We start from the raw sequence: 16,001 nt of genomic DNA, 5'->3' as shown, positions 1-16,001 counted from the left end.
GGCCTCAGGCGAGGCCGAACAGCCAGCGCAGGCCCGCCATCATCCGGTTGAAGAAGCCGGCCGTGCCGACGTCCTGGTCGGCGACGAGCGGCAGCTTCTGCGGCACCATGTCGGGACCGCTGACGACGAGGTCGGCGATATGGTCGCCCTTCTTGAACGGCGCCTTGATCGGCCCCTGATAGACCACCTTGGTCTTGAGGTCCGAACCCAGCCCGGCCGGAACGGTGACGACCAGGTCCTTCGGCGCGACCAGGCCGACCTCGCGCTCGTCGCCGAGCTGGACCTCGGCAGTCTGCACCTTGCGGCCCTTCGGCACGACCGGCTTCGACTGCCAGGAGCGGAAGCCCCAGTTCATGAAGGAGACCGACTGGTCGATCCGCTGGTTGAACGAGGTCAGTCCCGACAGGACCATGACGAGACGGCGGCCATTCTGCTCGGCCGAGCCGGTGAAGCCGAAGCCGGCCTCCTCGGTATGACCGGTCTTGAGGCCGTCGGCGCCCGCCACGCGGCCGAGCAGCGGGTCGCGGTTCGCCTGGGTGATGTCCTGCCCGCCGCCCATCGTCTTGCCCCAGGTGAAGCTGGGACGGCTGTAGAAGGTCTTGTAGAGCTTGGGATGCTCCTCGATCGTCTTCTCGGCGAGCGTCGCGAGGTCGCGCGCGGTGACGTAGGTGGCGCCGCCGTCGGGCCAGCCGTTCGACGTGCCGAAATGGCTGTTGGTCAGCCCCATCTCCTTGGCGCGGCGGTTCATCAGCGCGACGAACGCCTGCTCGGTGCCCGAGATATGCTCGGCCAGCACGACGCAGGCGTCGTTGCCCGACAGGGTGACGATGCCGAACAGCAGGTTGGCGACGCTCACCTGCTCGCCGGGCGACAGGAACATCGTCGATCCGGCGGCGGGGCCGTGCCACTGCTTCCACGTCTCGGGCCGGACGGTGGCCATCGCGTCGAGCTTGAGCTCGCCCTTCTGGATCAGGTCGAAGGCGACATAGACGGTCATCATCTTCGCCATCGACGCCGGCGGCATGCGCAGGTCGGGATTCTTGGCGTAGAGGATCGCGCCCGACGACAGATCCTTGAGGAACGCGACCGGCGCGGGCGTGTCGAACGGCGGCGCGGCGGCCTCGGCCGGGATGGCCGCCATCAGGAAAACAGCCGAAAGCAGGGCGATCTTGCTGCGCGTCATTGCCTGGAAATTCCCTCCGAACCTTGCATGTCGACCGAACCGGCGCCACCGGCGATGCGGACCAGCCGGGCATCCTGATAGCCGTAGGACCGGGCCTGCGCCAGCGCGGTCGTGGCTTCCATCTCATTCTTATAGGGGCCCATCCGGACCCGCCAGAGATTGCCGACCGGCTCGACCCGGCCGGCGACGATCTCTGCGATCTCCTCGGCGCGCGCGCGGTTGCCGACCGCGGTCACCTGGATGAACCAGCCGCCGACCGGCACCGCCTCGTCGGGCACCGCGGCGGCGACCCGCGCCGGCGCCCTGGGCTCGGCCGGGCGCGTCGCGAAGCGCCGGTTGAGCGCGGTGAGCTCCGACGAGGAGGCATAGGGCCGGTCGGACGCCGGCCGGCCCCAGCGCAGGGCGAGCCGATCGGCGTCGGACGGATAGACCCGGCGCACCCGGACCCGCGAAACCCCGGCCCGCTCGATACCGAGCAGCTGGGCCGAGCGGCGCGACAGGTCGATGATCCGGTTGGTGACGAACGGGCCGCGATCGTTGATGCGGACGACGATCGTCCGGCCGGTGTCGAGCGCGGTCACCTCGACATAGCTGGGCAGCGGCAGCGTCTTGTGCGCGGCGCCGACCCGATCCATGTCGAACTGCTCGCCATTGGCGGTCTGCCCGCCGTGGAACTGCGCGCCGTACCAGGAGGCGAGCCCGACCTCGTCATAGCCCGCCTCGTCGGACGGATAATACCAGACGCCCGCGACCTGATAGGGCTTGCCGACCTTGACCGGCGTGTCCGACGCCGGGCCCTGCGGCGTCGGCCGGTGCGCAGGGCCCGGCCGGCCGGGACGCGGAACGCCGCAGCTCGCCAGCAGCAGGGCCAGGCCGAGGAGCGCGGCGCTATGCGACGCCCGCATCATTCGACGATCGCGTCGCCGAGCAGGCCGACCGACAGCGCGTAGAAATTGGAGCAGTTGTAATCGAGGATCGAGCGGTAGTTGGTGGTCAGCAGATAGCCGGTATTGCCGTTGCCGTCGGGCTCGATCAGCGTCGCCAGCTCGTCCTCGGCCGGCACCCGGCCGCTCAGCATCATCAGCCCCTTGTCGCGCCATTCGGCGATGGTCAGCCAGCGGCTCTGCCGGGCGAACACGCGCGGGCAGCGCGGCGACGACAGGGGCGAGCGGATCGCCGCCCGGTCGATCCCCTCGGGAACGCGCACCGCCACGCCCCAGGGGACGCCCTTCTTCCAGCCCGCGTCGCGCAGATAATTGCCGATCGAGGCGAGCGCGTCGGGCTCGCTGCGCCAGATGTCGGCCTTGCCGTCATTGTCGCCGTCGATCGCGAGGCGCAGATAGACGCTCGGCAGGAACTGCGGATAGCCGGTCGCGCCCGCCCAGCTTCCCTTGAGCTGGCTGCGGGGCACGCCGCGGTTCATCAACAGCAGCGTCTTGAGGAACTCGTCGGCGAACAGTTCGCGCCGGCGGCCCTCATAGGCCAGCGTGCCGAGCGCGTTGAGCAGGTCGAAATTGCCCGTGAAGGTGCCATAGCCGGTCTCGTGCCCGTAGATGGCGAGCATGATCTGCTCGGGCACGCCCGTCTCCTGCTCGATCCGCAGCAGCAGCGGGCGGAGCGAACCGTAGCGCGAGCGGCCCATGTTGATCCGGACCCGGTCGACATGGCTGGCCAGATAGGGCGCGAAGGGCGGCGGCGCGGCGGTGCTGCCTGGCGTCGCGCCGGGCTGGCCGCGATCGAGCCGGACGACCCGCGCGTTGAAGCTCAGCGTCGGCAGGGTCGCGTCGAACAGGGTCGGCGAGATCCCCATCTCCAGCGCGCGCGGGCGCAACGTGGCGATGAAGGCGCGCATCCGGCTGTCCTCGGTCGGAACCGCGGCGGCGGGCGCATCGGTCAGCCGCGCCGCGTCGTCAGGCGCCTGCCCTTCCTCCGCCGCCGGCTGCGCGACCGCCGGCACCACCCCGGCCACCGCCGCCATCAAAGCCAAGGCGGCGACCGCCCTACGCAACACCGAACTTCGCATTCCAACCCCTTTGTCCGCAGCCTGCTTGCCACAGCTTGGACCGGGGGTGAAATGCTTTGATCGCGCGACTTGCACGAAAGGCCGCAGCGGCGATAAGGGCAGGCATCCCTCGGGCCGACCCGACGGAGAGGTGGCCGAGTGGTTTAAGGCAGCGGTCTTGAAAACCGCCGTGGGTGCAAGCCCACCGTGGGTTCGAATCCCACCCTCTCCGCCATTCCGCCGGCACGAGCCTGGAGGTGGGGGCGGTCATGTCGTTTCAGCCGTTCGGCTACAAATTCGAGATTCACTCCCCCGTTTCGTCGACGCTTCTGAAAACCAGGCTTCGCGCGCGGAAAAAGGGGTGGTTCTATCGCCAGGCCGGCGCCCGGGGGTGGATCGTTGGCCCGTTCGTCTGCTTATGGTTTCGTGCGTCCGATCGCTACGGCCCGCTATTGGTCGGCGTCCTTTCCGACGATGGGTCCGGTTGCCGCATCAGGGGACGCGCCGGATCGGACCTGAACGGCATGGCGGCGTTCGTCCTGATGCTCCCCTTCCTCATCGGGCTGGCCGGCCTGGGCATGGCGCATCAGGAACCCGGCGCAGGGCGGTTCGCCTTCATCGCGGTCATCATCGTCCTCGTGAGCCCGTTCATGCTCTGGGTGGCGCATTCGAACCGGAAGGATGCGGAGCCGCTCGTGCGTTTCCTGCGCGACGTCGCCGACGAGCGCGCAGGGCCCGGGCGCTCGCGGCCCGATCGCGTGTCGCTTCCCGGGAATTTGGGATTGTTCATATCGGGTGAACCAGCACCCCATCCCTTGAACTCGGATATGCTCTATGATGCGCTGCTTCGAACCGGTACCGATGAATTCATCGTCCTCGAACGGTCCGAGCACGACTATCTTCAGATAGCCTCCCGCGCCGGCAAATTCCGTATCGAGATGAGGGACGGAAGCCATCTGCGTCACTATCTGGCCCGGCGCGTCGGGAAAGCCACGGCAAAACGACGCACCGCGAATTTTGATTTCGAGTTCGAAGAAGCGCTCGGCGCAGCGTTCGGCTACGCCACCGGAGGCGATCTTCCCAAGATTATCGCCTGGGAAAAAATGGACATGCCCCCGCCGTCAGGCTGATTGCGCCCGCAGCGCCGCTTCGACGATCTCGGTCGCGCCGGTGACGTCGGGGTAGCAGAGGCCCGGCTCGGCGCGGAAGCGTTCCATGAAGGCCCGTTCGGCCGCCAGCCATTTGAGGCTGCCCTCGATCGCCTCGTCGAGCTGGTCGCGCGGGATGACGACGACGCCGTTGTCGTCGGCGAGGATCGCGTCGCCGGGCGCGACCGCGACGCCGCCGCAACTGATCGGCACGTTCATCTCCCCGCCCATGCCGCGATATTTGGTGGTGACGGGGCTGATGCTGCGCGCCCAGATCGGCAGGCCGGCCTCGCGGGCGTCGTCCATGTCGTTGACCGCGCCGTCGACGATCACGCCCTCCAGCCCGGTCGCCGCCGCGGCGTGGATGGTCGCGCCGCCCCAGTTGCAGGTGCGCTGGTCCTGCCCCCGGTCGATCAACAGCACATCGCCGGGCCGGGTGAACTTGAGCGCATAATGCGCCATCACCGAATCGGGCACGGTGATCCGCACCGTGACGGCGGTGCCGACGATCTTGCTGCCCGGGATGCGCGGGATCATGCCGCCGTCCATGAAGCCGGCCTCGAGGTGGTGGCCCACCGTGCCGGTGTCGAGCTCCAGCAGCGCGGCGCGCTGGTCGGCGCGCATCTGCTCGGGCATCGGGTTGACGACATAGATGCGCCGTTCGGGAAGCATCGCCATGATCAGGTCATCCTTGCAGAAAGTGGGAGGACGGAACGGCAGGGCGGGCGCGGCCGCCCTGCCCCGGCCGGTCAGAAGCGGTAGCGCATCTCGACGCCATAGGTGCGCGGCTCGCCCCAGACCGCCTGGTCGAGGCCGCCGAACACGCGGGCATAGGTGCGATAGTCCTGCTTGGTGAGGTTCTTGCCCCACAGCGCGATCATCAGGTCGCCGACCTCATAGCCGATCCGCGCGTCGATCAGCGTATAGCCGGACTCGCGATATTTCGGCAGCTTCTCGGGCTGGAGGTACATGTCGCCGGTATAGGTGGCGCTGCCGACCAGGAAGACCTCGCCCGGTCCGGCCGGGAAACGATATTCGGCCTGCCCGCCGATCATCCAGTCGGGGGTGAACTCGATCCGGTTGCCGGCATAGGAGACCGCCACCGTCGAGCCGATCGTCGAATAGTCGAAGCGGGTATATTTGGCGTCGAGATAGGAGGCGTTGCCCGACAGGCTCAGCCCTTCGAACGGCCGCAGCGTCGCCTCGACCTCGAAGCCCTTGATCCGCGCCTTGCCCGCGTTGGTGACCTGGACCGACGAGACGGTGCTCGCCCCGGTCGGCACGATCTGGGCGACCTGCTTGTCCGAATAGTCCATGCGGAACGCCGCCAGGCTGTAGCGCAGCAGCCGGCCGAACAGCTGGCCCTTGATCCCGGCCTCATAGTTGATCACCGATTCCGGGCCGAAGATCAGGTCGCGCGAGATCAGGTTGGCCGCGCCGATCGTGTCGAGGTTGAAGCCGCCCGACTTGAAGCCCTTCGAGACGGTCCCGTAGATCGTCAGCTCGCGGGTCGGCTTGTAGGTCAGGCTGCCCGTCCAGGAGACGTTCTTGTCGGTGCGGCGCAGATCGTCGAAATCATAGCTCAGCACCGGGCCGCGAACCTGCAGATAGTCGCCGGTCTTCTTCTCATAGGTGTAGCGCAGGCCGCCGTTGAGGGTGAGCTGCGGCAGCAGGTCGTAATCGGCGTTGATATAGGCGGCGTAGCTGTTGGTGATCGCCTTGGCACGGTTGAGCGCGCCGTTGGCCAGCGACCCGCCGATATAGATCTTCCGCAGCGCGGTGCCCTTCTGGTGGTAATAATAGAGGCCGCCGACGTAGCGGAACGGGCCGTCGCTGGGCGAGGTGATCCGGAATTCCTGACTCGCCATCTGCACGAAGTCGGTCAACGGATTGGAATTGAACAGGTTGATCGGAAGCTGGTCGATGTCGCTCGACACCGTGACGTCGATCTTCCGATAGGCCGAGATCGATGCCAGCACCATGTCGTTGGGCAGGCTGTACTCCGCCGTCAGGTCGGTGCCCCACATGTTGCGCTTGTCGCCATTGGGCTGGTCGCTGTTCGCCTCGAACCGGTTGCCGGTATAATAGGGCGCCGCCGCGCCGACCGGCGAATCCATCTGGGTCTGGAGCACGGTGCGCCGGTCGCGGGTGAAGTCGGCGTTCAGCTTGACCTTCAGCGCGTCGGACGGCTTGAAGACGATCTGCGCGCGGGCGCCGCGGCGGTTCTCGTCATTGACGTCCTGATCGTTGAAGATGTTGTGGATATAGCCGTCGCGGTCATAGGTCGCGACGGTCAGCTTGGCCGATAGCGTGTCCGACAGCGGGCCGGAGATGCTCGCCTGCGTCCGGAAGGCGTTGTAGTTGCCATAGCTGGCGTAGACGCTGCCCTCGACGGTGTCGCCGGGCTCCTTGGTGGTGATGTTGATGACGCCGCCGATCGTATTCTTGCCGAACAGCGTCCCCTGCGGTCCGCGCAGCACCTCGACCTGGGCGATCTCGGCCAGGTCGGCATTGTAGCCCGAGGTGCGGGGGATATAGACGCCGTCGAGATACATGCCGACGCCGGCCTCGATGCCGATGTTGCGCGAATCCCCGCCGACGCCGCGGATGGTGAGCTGGGTCGACAGGCTGCCGCGCTCGGTGAACTGGACGCCGGGCATCAGCCGCGACATGTCGCGCAGGCTCTTGATGCCGGCGGTTTCGAGTTGGGCCTGGTCGAAGGCTGTCACAGAGACAGGAACGTCCTGCAGGCTTTCGGCGCGGCGCCGGGCGGTGACGACGATCTCGCCGCTATCGACAGAAGAAACCTCGCTATCGGCGCCGGCTTCGGCCGCGAATACCGCATGGGCGGGCGCCATGCAGAGGATAACGCCAAGCACTTTTATGGATGACCCAGAAATTATCTTCTTCATGCCCAATCCCCTTCGCAAGTTTATTGATGGTTTATTGGCGACAGGGACTAGGGCTACCATTTCATCGAATAATTTCGAGTTTGATTTAATTATAAATCCCTATCAGCGATTCTTATGAGCCGTAGGCCGGGCGGACGTCCGCCACGGATTCGTGCCGCGTCGAGCGGGCCAACCAGGCCAGCACAGCCGTCGCGACCAGCATCGCAGGGCCGATCACCAGCGCCATCGAGAGCCTGAGCGAGGCGGCGTCGGGGCCCATGCCGGTCGACAGCAGGCCGACGAGGGTCGGCCCGAGCCCGAGCCCGACGACGTTGATGAACAGCACATAGAGGCCCGACACCTGTGCCCGCGCGGCCGGCGGCGTCGCGAGCTGGAGGAAAGCGGGCACCACGCCCATCGGCATCGAGGCCGCGAAATGGAGACCGCCCACGACCAGCAACAGCCCCACCGGGCCGCTCGGCAGGGCGAGCGCGAGCGCGAACGGCAGGCCGAGCAGCGCCGCCAGCGCGACGACGCGGACATGCGCATTGACGCTTCCCGAGCGCAGCAGCGCATCGGCGAGCCATCCGCCCGTGAGCAGCCCGACCGGGCTCGCCGACAGCACGACGAGCCCGTAGCGCACCCCGATCACCTCGGCCGGCCAGTGGAACTCGCGGCCGAGCACCGCCGGCATCCACGACACCAGCGCATAGCTGGTCATGATCACCCCCGACATGCCGACGAACAGCGGCAGATAGAGGCCGATGCGCGCCCGGACCGCCGCGACCATCGCCGCGAAGCCGCGCGGCTCGCCGGCTCCGGCGGCGTCGGCCGGCCCGGCGACCCGCTCGGGCTCGCGGATCATCGCGATCAGGATCAGGAAGAGCAGCCCCGGCGTGGCGATGGCGAGGAAGGTCTGCTGCCACGGCCGCAACCCGCCGATCAGGGGTAGGTCCGCCCCGCCCCCGCCGGTGAAATAGCGATAGACATAGCCGGTGATCAGCAGCGCCAGCCCGGCGCCGAGCACGCCGCCGACCTGGAACAGGCTGATCGCGCGGCCGAGCTGCTCGCGCGGGAAGCGGTCATGGACGATCGAATAGCTGGCGGGGGCGAGCCCCGCCTCCCCCGCCCCGACCCCGATCCGCGCGAGCAGCAGTTGGGGGAAGTTGGCGGCGAGCCCGCAGGCGGCCGTCGCGACCGACCACATGCCGACGCCGAGCATGATCGTGCCCTTGCGCGACCAGCGGTCGGCGAGCCAGCCGAGCGGCAGCCCCATCACCGCGAAGAACAGGCCGAAGGCGATGCCCTGGAGCAGGCCGATCTCGGCATCGCTGATGCCCAGGTCGGCCCGGATCGGATCGACCAGCAGCGACAGGCCGATCCGATCGACGAAGGACAGGATCAGGGCGGCCATCAGCAGCAGCACGACGAGCCAATCCCTGATCCGTCCCTTTTCCATGTGCATCGCTTCCTTTCGTTGTTCCGATGGCCCTCAGGCCGACAGACGTTCCGCCTCGGCGGCCTTTTCCGCGCCATAGGCTGCGCGGGCCGCCGCCGGCGTCACCCGGCCCTGGCGCAGGTCGGCGGCGATCGCGGCGGCGTCGCGCGCCTCGGGGTCGCCGAAGCCGCCGCCGCCGGGCGTCTCGATCCGCACCGACTGACCCGGCGCCAGCACCAGCCGGGGCTGGTTGGCGGGTATCTCATGCTCGCCCGGAGTACCCCGGTCGCGGATGATATGGGCGACCGCTCCCTTGCCGCCGCCGAACACGCCGTCGGCGGGAACGATCGTGCCCTCGCTCGACGCATAGCAGAAGGTGTCGTCGTCGAGCGCGCGGATCTGCCGGGCGATGCCCATGCCGCCGCGCCACTGCCCGGCGCCGCCGCTGTCGGCGACGAGGCTATATTCGTCGACCACCAGCGGATATTCGTTCTCCAGCGCCTCGGCCGGCAGGTTCGACGAGTTGGTGATGTGGACATGGGTGCCGTCGGCGCCGTCATGCCCGGCCCGTCCGCCCGCACCGCCGCCGATCGTCTCGACATAGACATAGGTGCCCGGCCGCCGCCGGCTGCGGCCGGAGAAGACCATCGCCGGCATCGCGTCGTTGCTCGCCGCCATCACCCGCTCGCGCGGCAGGAAGTGCGCGAAGGCCCCGATCACCGACGCCGCGACCCGCTGCGCGGTGTTCGATCGCATGCCGACCGCCGCCGGGAAGGTCGGGTTGGTGATCGTCCCCTCGGGCGCGCGCATCGTGATCGAGGCGAACATGCCCTCATTGGCCATCAGCTCGGGATCGAGCATCGTCTTGACCGCATAATAGACGCTCGCCAGCATCGCGCTCTTGGGCATGTTGTAGCTGCCCCGGCATTGCGGCCCCGACCCGTCGAAGTCCACCGTCAGATTCTCGCCCTCGACCGTCAGGGTCGCGCGGATCGCCACCGGATCGCCGCCGAAGCCGTCGTCGTCGAGATGGCAGACATGGCTGCCGGTGCCGTCCTTGAGCGCGGCGATGCGGTTGCGCAGCCGCCGGGCGGTATAGGCGAGGATGTCCTCGATCGACTGCTCGACCGCGTCGATGCCGAGCTGGCGGACCAGTTCGAGCATCAGCTGCGCGCCGCGCTCATTGGCGGCGATCTGCACCTTGAGGTCGGCGACCCGGTCGGCCGGCTCGCGGCTGTTCTGCGCGAGCAGGGTCAGCAGCCCGGTGTCCAGTTCGCCCTCGCGGACGATGCGGACCAGCGGGATGCGGATGCCTTCCTCGAACACGGTCCGCGCGGTCGGGGAGACCGAGCCCGGATAGGTGCCGCCGACGTCCGAATGATGGCCGATGTTCGCCGCGAAGAAGCGGCAGCGGCCTTCCCAGAAGATCGGCGTGACGATGGTGATGTCGGGGGCGTGGGTGCCGCCCGCCAGATAGGCGTCGTTGCAGATGAAGACGTCGCCCTCGCGGACATTGTCGACGCCATAGTCGCCCAGCACCGTCTCGACACCGCCCGACAGCGAGCCGAGGTGCATCGGGATGTGCGCGGCCTGGGCGATCAGCCGCCCCTTGCCGTCGAACATCGCGACCGAGCAGTCCTTGCGCTCCTTGATGTTGGGCGAGAAGGAGGCGCGGACCAGCCGGTTGCCCATGTCCTCGGTGATCGAGAGCAGGCGGTTGGAGAAGACCTCCATCGCGATCGGATCGAACAACTGGCCCTCGGCCTTGCTGATCGGGGAATCCCTGTCTGCCATGGTCTGCTATTCCTATTCGAAGATCGAAACGATGAGGTTGCCGACCGGATCGACCGTGATGGTCTGGCCGGGCTGGACGATGAGGGTCGAGCTCATCTCCTCGATGATCGCGGGCCCCGCGAAGGTGCGCCCGATGGGCAATTGCCCGCGGCGGTAGATCGACGTCTCCACCCAGCCGGCATCCTTGCCGAAATAGACCGGGCGGCGGCCCTTGACGGCGTCGAGGCCGGGCACCGGCACCGGCGCCGAGACCGGCACCCGCGCGACCCGGCCGATCGCCTGGATGCGGCAGTTGACGATCTCGACCGGGCGGTCGGACACGTCATAGCCATATTCCTGGACATGCTGGCGGCGGAAGCGCTGGACCATGTCGTCGAGCCCGTCCTCGCGGACGTCGTCGAGCGGCACCGACACCTCGAAATTCTGGCCGTCATAGCGTGCGTCGACCATGATCCGGAGTTGGCGGTCCTCCTCGGCCACGCCTTCGCGGACCAGCCAGGCGGTCGCCTCGTCGCGCATCTCGCCGAGCACCGCGCAGACGCGCCGCCAGGAGGCGTCGGCGGCCAGGCTCAGCTCGCTGCGGACGAAGTCCATGTTGATGTCCGACAGCAGGATGCCGCGCGCGCACAGCGTCCCCGGCTCCTGCGGCACCAGCACGGTGCGGATGCCGCAATCCTGGGCGAGGTCGCAGGCGTGGAGCGGCCCGGCGCCGCCATAGGCGAACAGCGCGAAGTCGCGGATGTCGTGGCCCCGCTCGGTCGAGACCGAGCGGATCGCGCGGCTCATATTGGCGTTGGCGATGCGCAGGATGCCATAGGCCGCCTCCTCGACCGACAGGCCGAGCGGCCGCGCGATCCGTTCCTCGATCACCGCGCGCGCCGCGGCGGCGTCGACCGGGAGGCGCCCTTCGAGCAGCGCGACCGGATCGAGCCGGCCGAGCACGATGTTCGCGTCGGTGATGGTCGGCTCGGTGCCGCCGCGGCCATAGGCGACCGGGCCGGGCGCCGCGCCGGCGCTGCGCGGGCCGACCTTCAGCGCGCCGGCGTCGTCGATCGCGGCGATGCTGCCGCCGCCCGCGCCGATGACGTGGATGTCGATCATCGGCGTCTTGACCGGATAGTCCGCCACGAGCCTGTCCGACGCGAACAGCGGCTTGCCGCCGACGATGACCGACACGTCGGTCGAGGTGCCGCCGACATCGAAGGTGACGAGGTTGGGGAAATTGGCGAAGCGGCCGATCTCCGCCGCGCCGATCACGCCGGCCGCCGGGCCCGACACGCAGGTCCGCACCGGGATCTCGCGCACCGTCGGCACCGACATCAGGCCGCCGTTCGAATGGACGGTGTCGAGCTCGCCGGTGATGCCGAGATCGCCGACCCGGCCGAGCAGCCGTTCCAGATAGGTGCCCATGCGCGGGCCCATATAGGCGTTGAGCACGGTCGTGGACATGCGCTCATATTCGCGGAATTCGGGCAGGACGTTCGACGACAGGCTGATATAGGCGTCGGGCAGGATCGCGCGGACGATCTCCCCGGCGCGACGCTCATGGTCCGGGCGGCGATAGCTGTGCAGGAAACAGATCACCACCGCGCCGACCCCGGCCTCGCCGAGCTTGCGGGCCGCCTCGGCGACCTGCTCCTCGTCGAGCGGAACCTCGACCGTGCCGTCGGACAGGGTCCGCTCGTCGACCTCCAGGCGCAGGTCGCGCGGGACCAGCGGGGTCGGCCGGCTGACCGAATAGTCGTAGAGATGCGGGCGGGTCTGGCGGCCGATCTCGAGCGTGTCGCGGAAGCCGCGCGTCGTGATCAGCCCGGTCAGCGCGCCCCTGCGTTCGATCACCATGTTGGTCGCGACCGTGGTGCCATGGCCGAGATGGCGGATCAGCGCCGGATCGATGCCATGATCGGCGATCAGCGCCGACAACCCGGTTCCGATCGCCTCGGACGGATCGTGCGGCGTCGAAGGCACCTTGAAATAATGAACCGAGCCGCGCCCTTCATCGAGCATGGTGAAGTCGGTGAAGGTCCCGCCCACGTCGAACCCTATGCGATACATTCATCTTCCCTCTGGTAAGCGACCGGGCGTCCTTTCGGAAACCCATCGAGAGACGACGCATCTGGCCCACCGGATGGCGCCGTCGGTTGCCCTTTGAGTAGCGTCGCCCTTTCGCGGGCGGCCAACGCGATTTTCCGATGGAATGCGATCAGCATTTGTAATCGCGCCCGAAGAACGGGGCCGAACGGGCCGCGCCAAGCTCCGCCGATCGACTTTCATCGGAAGAAACGATTGGGTTTGCCCACCCCCTGTCCGGCTATGGTCGGGACAGCTACCATGGCCATCGCAGGCGACGGAGCGGGACGGACGAGCGGATGAACACACGATTCCTCGAAACCTTCATCTGGCTGGCACGGCTGAAGAGCTTCAGCCGCACCGCCGAGAAGCTTCACGCGAGCCAGCCCGCCGTCTCGGGCCGGATCGTCGCGCTCGAGGAACTGCTGGGGGTGACGCTCTACGAGCGTAATTCGAAGGGTTTCGAGCTGACCGCGGCCGGCCGCCGCGTGCTCGACCGTTGCGAACGGATCGTCGAGCTGTCGAACGAGCTGAAGTCGATCGCGACCGAGGACAATGTGCTGGGCCGCCCGGTGCGGATCGGCGCGTCGGACGTGATCACGCTGAGCTGGATGAGCGACCTCGTCGCCGTACTCGGCAGCAAATATGTCGATTATCAGTTCGATATCGTCACCGACAGCGCCAACAATCTCAGCCGGATGCTGATGGCCGACGAGATCGACATCGCGCTGATCGCCAACGGCATCGACGCCAACCGGATCGTCAACGCGCCGCTGTGCAACTATCGCATCGAATGGCTCGCCAATCCGCGCCGCTTCGACGTCACCAAGCCGATCAACATCGAACAGCTCTGCGAACTGCCGATCATCATGCCGCCGCCCGGGACCCCCGGCTACACCTGGCAGGTCGAATATCTCAAGCGGCACAATCCCAACTATTCGCCCGACCGGCCGTCGCCGCTGCGCATCTCCTGCGGCTATTCGCCGGCGACCGGCATCCAGATGGTGGCGCAGGGCTTCGGCGTGCTGCCGGTGCCCGTGCTGCTCGCGCGGCCCTGGATCGCCTCGGGCGAAGTCGCCCCGCTCAAGGTCAAGGAGAGCTTCCCGGCCTGGGCGATGAACGCCTGCTACAAGTCGCCGCCGACCATCCCGATCATCGTCAGCCTCGTCGAAACCGCGCAGGCGGTCGCCAAGGCCTATGCCGACCGACGGGGCGGATCGGATTTCTGGCCCTGACCGACGAAGGACGACCGACCATGCCGCACGATCCGGCCCTCGCCGCGCCATGCGCAGGTCGAAGCCCCCGCCCGCCGCCCGGCGTCAGGGCTTCTTCGACCCGGCGACCTCGACCATATCGCATGTGGTCCACGATCCGGTCAGCCGCGAGGCCGCGGTCGTCGATCCGGTGATCGGCTACGACCCGGCGTCGGGACGCACCGACAACCGCCCGGCGGACGCGATCGCCGCCTATGTGGAGGCTGAGGGACTGCGCGTCGCCTGGCTGCTCGAAACCCATGTCCATGCCGATCATCTGTCCGGCGCGCCTTATCTGCAGGAGCGGGTCGGCGGCCGGATCGCGATCGGCGAGCACATCTCCGCCGTCCAGACCAGCTTCGGTCGCCTGTTCCGGCCGGGCCGCGAATTCGCCGCCGACGGGTCGGATTTCGACCGGCTGTTCGCCGATGGCGACCGCTTCCGCATCGGCGGGCTGGAGGCGACCGTCCTCCATGTTCCCGGCCATACCCCGGCCTGTGTCGCCTATGTGGTGGGCGACGTCGCCTTCGTCGGCGACACGATGTTCATGCCCGACTACGGCACCGCCCGCGCCGATTTCCCGGGCGGCGACGCCCGCCAGCTGTTCCGATCGCTGCGGCGCATCCTGAAGCTGCCGGGCCACACCCGGCTGTTCATGTGCCACGACTATCTCCCCGAGGGCCGCGACAGCTATCAGTGGGAGACGACGGTCGAGGCCGAGCGGCGCGGCAACGTCCATGCCCGCGACGGGATCGGCGAGGACGCGTTCGTCGCGATGCGCGAAGGCCGGGACGCCGACCTGGCGGTGCCCCGGCTGCTGCTGCCCTCGATCCAGGTCAACATGCGCGCCGGCCATCCGCCGGCTCCCGAGGACAATGGCATCCGCTACCTGCGCATCCCGCTCGACGCCTTTCCGGATTAGTCAGCTGCTCCCATTCCGTCATGCCGGCCTCCGCCGGCATGACGTAGGATCGGAGCCCTATCGGCGGCGCAGCCGCTCGACGATCAGCGCCGCGCCGAGCGCGATCAGGATCGCGGCGCTGTCCGCCACCCAGTCCCAGACGCTGGCGTCGCGCCGCACGGCCGGGATCGCCTGGGTCAGCTCGATCAGGATGCCGAACAGCGACAGGCCGGTTGCGAGCCGCCAGGCGGCGACGGGGCGATAGGCGACCCGACCCAGCAGGGTCAGGACGAAAAAGGCCGCCATATGGTTGACCTTGTCGCCCGCGCCGAGGTCAGGGGCCCGGTCGGCCGGCATGATCGCCAGGCCATAGACGATCAGCAGCGTCGTCCAGAAGACGGGGACCTTGAAGCGGCGGTAGAGGTCGATCAGCGCCATGCCGTGCCCCGAAATGAAAATGGCCGGGCGATACCCGGCCATATCCACGTCCGAATGTTCGGAACCAAGCTTATTTCTTGCCGAGCGTGAGCCCGCCGAAACGCTTGTTGAAACGCGCCACCTGGCCGCCTGCATCCAGCATGTGCGACTTGCCGCCGGTCCAGGCCGGATGCACCGACGGATCGATGTCGAGCTGGAGCGTGTCGCCGGCCGAGCCATAGGTCGAGCGGGTCTGGTAGGTGGTTCCGTCGACCAGCTGCACCGTGATGCTGTGGTAGTCGGGATGGATATCTTTCTTCATCGTCGTCTGGCTCCAGAAAAATGGCTGGTTTCCGACCAGCCGGGAAGCGAAGCGGCGCCTCTACAGCCTCGGGCCCGATAAGGCAAGCGAAGCAGGTGGCTCAGTCGGTGGGCGGGTCCGCGATCATCGCGGTGAAATTGGCCTGGGCGGCGAGCTTGTCGCCGATATAGGCCTTGCCCTCGAACTTGCAGACGCTGCCGCGCTTCTGCGCGAAGGCGACCTCGAGGCGGAGCAGCACGCCGGGCTCGACCGGGGTCCGGAACTTCACCTCGTCGATCGTCATGAAATAGACGAGCTTGCCCGAGCCGGCGAGGCCGAGCGATTCGACCGCCAGCACCCCCGCCGCCTGCGCCATCGCCTCGACGATCAGCACGCCGGGCATGATCGGACGGCCGGGGAAATGGCCCTGGAAGAAATTCTCGTTGATCGTGACGGCCTTTATCGCCGTGATCCGCTCGTCGACCACCAGCTCCTCGACGCGATCGACGAGGAGCAGGGGGTAACGATGCGGCAGCGCCGCCATGACCCGCCGGACGCCCAGCGGGCCAAGGATCTTCGGTGCGTCTTCGCTCATCGAGGGAA

14 protein-coding genes and 1 tRNA gene are annotated in these 16,001 nt (G+C 67.9%); 4 read left to right on the top strand and 11 right to left on the bottom strand.

The window, feature by feature from the left end; genetic code table 11:
* Window positions 1-4 precede the first annotated feature (4 nt).
* From HRJ34_RS04550 to HRJ34_RS04540, 3 genes are read right to left on the bottom strand one after another with little or no spacing between them, the layout of a single operon-like run.
* Window positions 5-1,183, bottom strand: a complete 1,179-nt coding sequence (locus HRJ34_RS04550) for a D-alanyl-D-alanine carboxypeptidase family protein (protein WP_011951331.1) — start codon at window positions 1,181-1,183, stop codon at window positions 5-7.
* Window positions 1,180-2,088, bottom strand: a complete 909-nt coding sequence (locus tag HRJ34_RS04545) for a septal ring lytic transglycosylase RlpA family protein (protein WP_226949042.1) — start codon at window positions 2,086-2,088, stop codon at window positions 1,180-1,182. Before HRJ34_RS04545 ends, HRJ34_RS04550 begins: the two co-directional genes overlap by 4 nt.
* Window positions 2,088-3,206 (bottom strand): lytic murein transglycosylase, encoded by a 1,119-nt coding sequence (locus tag HRJ34_RS04540; RefSeq protein WP_208633463.1) that lies wholly within the window; start codon window positions 3,204-3,206, stop codon window positions 2,088-2,090. The genes HRJ34_RS04545 and HRJ34_RS04540 overlap by 1 nt, the downstream gene beginning before the upstream one ends.
* Before the next feature lie 124 nt (window positions 3,207-3,330).
* On the opposite strand from HRJ34_RS04540, the gene HRJ34_RS04535 reads away from it, so the two are divergent.
* Together HRJ34_RS04535 and HRJ34_RS04530 are read left to right on the top strand one after the other, a co-directional pair.
* A tRNA-Ser gene (locus tag HRJ34_RS04535) sits at window positions 3,331-3,420 on the top strand.
* 34 nt (window positions 3,421-3,454) lie between these two features.
* Window positions 3,455-4,315 (top strand): hypothetical protein, encoded by an 861-nt coding sequence (locus HRJ34_RS04530; protein ID WP_226949041.1) that lies wholly within the window; start codon window positions 3,455-3,457, stop codon window positions 4,313-4,315.
* On the opposite strand, the gene HRJ34_RS04525 is transcribed toward HRJ34_RS04530, so the two are convergent.
* The 5 genes from HRJ34_RS04525 to HRJ34_RS04505 form a co-directional block, all read right to left on the bottom strand.
* Window positions 4,307-5,011 (bottom strand): RraA family protein, encoded by a 705-nt coding sequence (locus HRJ34_RS04525; protein WP_011951327.1) that lies wholly within the window; start codon window positions 5,009-5,011, stop codon window positions 4,307-4,309. The two genes, HRJ34_RS04530 and HRJ34_RS04525, sit on opposite strands and share 9 nt — an antisense overlap.
* A 71-nt stretch (window positions 5,012-5,082) precedes the next feature.
* Window positions 5,083-7,191: a TonB-dependent receptor gene (locus HRJ34_RS04520; RefSeq protein ID WP_041378889.1), complete on the bottom strand. Its 2,109-nt coding sequence runs from the start codon at window positions 7,189-7,191 to the stop codon at window positions 5,083-5,085.
* Between the two features lie 166 nt (window positions 7,192-7,357).
* A complete protein-coding gene (locus tag HRJ34_RS04515) occupies window positions 7,358-8,683 on the bottom strand; it encodes an MFS transporter (protein ID WP_049771091.1) in 1,326 nt (441 codons plus the stop codon).
* Between the two features lie 33 nt (window positions 8,684-8,716).
* A complete protein-coding gene (locus HRJ34_RS04510) occupies window positions 8,717-10,456 on the bottom strand; it encodes a hydantoinase B/oxoprolinase family protein (protein WP_030089701.1) in 1,740 nt (579 codons plus the stop codon).
* Window positions 10,457-10,468: 12 nt separating this feature from the next.
* The gene (locus HRJ34_RS04505) at window positions 10,469-12,511 is read right to left on the bottom strand and encodes a hydantoinase/oxoprolinase family protein (protein ID WP_208633462.1); all 2,043 of its coding nucleotides are present in this window, start codon (window positions 12,509-12,511) and stop codon (window positions 10,469-10,471) included.
* Between the two features lie 314 nt (window positions 12,512-12,825).
* Here HRJ34_RS04505 and HRJ34_RS04500 point away from each other — a divergent pair, with 314 nt between their 5' ends.
* On the top strand, window positions 12,826-13,761 hold the full coding sequence (locus tag HRJ34_RS04500; RefSeq protein ID WP_011951322.1) for a LysR family transcriptional regulator: 936 nt from the start codon (window positions 12,826-12,828) through the stop codon (window positions 13,759-13,761).
* Window positions 13,762-13,810: 49 nt separating this feature from the next.
* Window positions 13,811-14,701 (top strand): MBL fold metallo-hydrolase, encoded by an 891-nt coding sequence (locus HRJ34_RS04495; protein ID WP_208633461.1) that lies wholly within the window; start codon window positions 13,811-13,813, stop codon window positions 14,699-14,701.
* A gap of 57 nt (window positions 14,702-14,758) precedes the next feature.
* On the opposite strand, the gene HRJ34_RS04490 is transcribed toward HRJ34_RS04495, so the two are convergent.
* The 3 genes from HRJ34_RS04490 to fabZ form a co-directional block, all read right to left on the bottom strand.
* Window positions 14,759-15,118 carry a VanZ family protein gene (locus tag HRJ34_RS04490; protein WP_208633460.1) on the bottom strand — a complete coding sequence of 120 codons (360 nt, stop codon included), beginning with the start codon at window positions 15,116-15,118 and terminating at the stop codon, window positions 14,759-14,761.
* A gap of 70 nt (window positions 15,119-15,188) precedes the next feature.
* Entirely contained in the window at window positions 15,189-15,419 is a 231-nt protein-coding gene (rpmE, locus tag HRJ34_RS04485) for a 50S ribosomal protein L31 (RefSeq protein ID WP_011951319.1), read from the bottom strand.
* A gap of 100 nt (window positions 15,420-15,519) precedes the next feature.
* Window positions 15,520-15,993: a 3-hydroxyacyl-ACP dehydratase FabZ gene (gene fabZ, locus HRJ34_RS04480; RefSeq protein ID WP_208633459.1), complete on the bottom strand. Its 474-nt coding sequence runs from the start codon at window positions 15,991-15,993 to the stop codon at window positions 15,520-15,522.
* Between the last annotated feature and the right edge of the window lie 8 nt (window positions 15,994-16,001).

It is taken from the genome of Rhizorhabdus wittichii (assembly GCF_017607425.1).
Taxonomy (GTDB): Bacteria; Pseudomonadota; Alphaproteobacteria; order Sphingomonadales; family Sphingomonadaceae; genus Rhizorhabdus; species Rhizorhabdus wittichii.
Note: the sequence above shows the minus strand (reverse complement) of the source record. Positions and strands in the feature narration are given on the sequence as shown.

Bases quoted from the DNA above. Each gene is read 5' to 3' on its own strand.
- HRJ34_RS04525 (WP_011951327.1), bottom strand. From the start codon at position 5,011: ATGGCGATGCTTCCCGAACGGCGCATCTATGTCGTCAACCCGATGCCC.
- HRJ34_RS04500 (WP_011951322.1), top strand. From the start codon at position 12,826: ATGAACACACGATTCCTCGAAACCTTCATCTGGCTGGCACGGCTGAAG.
- HRJ34_RS04490 (WP_208633460.1), bottom strand. From the start codon at position 15,118: ATGGCGCTGATCGACCTCTACCGCCGCTTCAAGGTCCCCGTCTTCTGG.
- HRJ34_RS04515 (WP_049771091.1), bottom strand. From the start codon at position 8,683: ATGGAAAAGGGACGGATCAGGGATTGGCTCGTCGTGCTGCTGCTGATG.
- HRJ34_RS04505 (WP_208633462.1), bottom strand. From the start codon at position 12,511: ATGTATCGCATAGGGTTCGACGTGGGCGGGACCTTCACCGACTTCACC.
- HRJ34_RS04540 (WP_208633463.1), bottom strand. From the start codon at position 3,206: ATGCGAAGTTCGGTGTTGCGTAGGGCGGTCGCCGCCTTGGCTTTGATG.
- HRJ34_RS04495 (WP_208633461.1), top strand. From the start codon at position 13,811: ATGCGCAGGTCGAAGCCCCCGCCCGCCGCCCGGCGTCAGGGCTTCTTC.
- HRJ34_RS04520 (WP_041378889.1), bottom strand. From the start codon at position 7,191: ATGGCGCCCGCCCATGCGGTATTCGCGGCCGAAGCCGGCGCCGATAGC.
- HRJ34_RS04550 (WP_011951331.1), bottom strand. From the start codon at position 1,183: ATGACGCGCAGCAAGATCGCCCTGCTTTCGGCTGTTTTCCTGATGGCG.
- HRJ34_RS04545 (WP_226949042.1), bottom strand. From the start codon at position 2,088: ATGCGGGCGTCGCATAGCGCCGCGCTCCTCGGCCTGGCCCTGCTGCTG.
- fabZ (WP_208633459.1), bottom strand. From the start codon at position 15,993: ATGAGCGAAGACGCACCGAAGATCCTTGGCCCGCTGGGCGTCCGGCGG.
- HRJ34_RS04510 (WP_030089701.1), bottom strand. From the start codon at position 10,456: ATGGCAGACAGGGATTCCCCGATCAGCAAGGCCGAGGGCCAGTTGTTC.
- rpmE (WP_011951319.1), bottom strand. From the start codon at position 15,419: ATGAAGAAAGATATCCATCCCGACTACCACAGCATCACGGTGCAGCTG.
- HRJ34_RS04530 (WP_226949041.1), top strand. From the start codon at position 3,455: ATGTCGTTTCAGCCGTTCGGCTACAAATTCGAGATTCACTCCCCCGTT.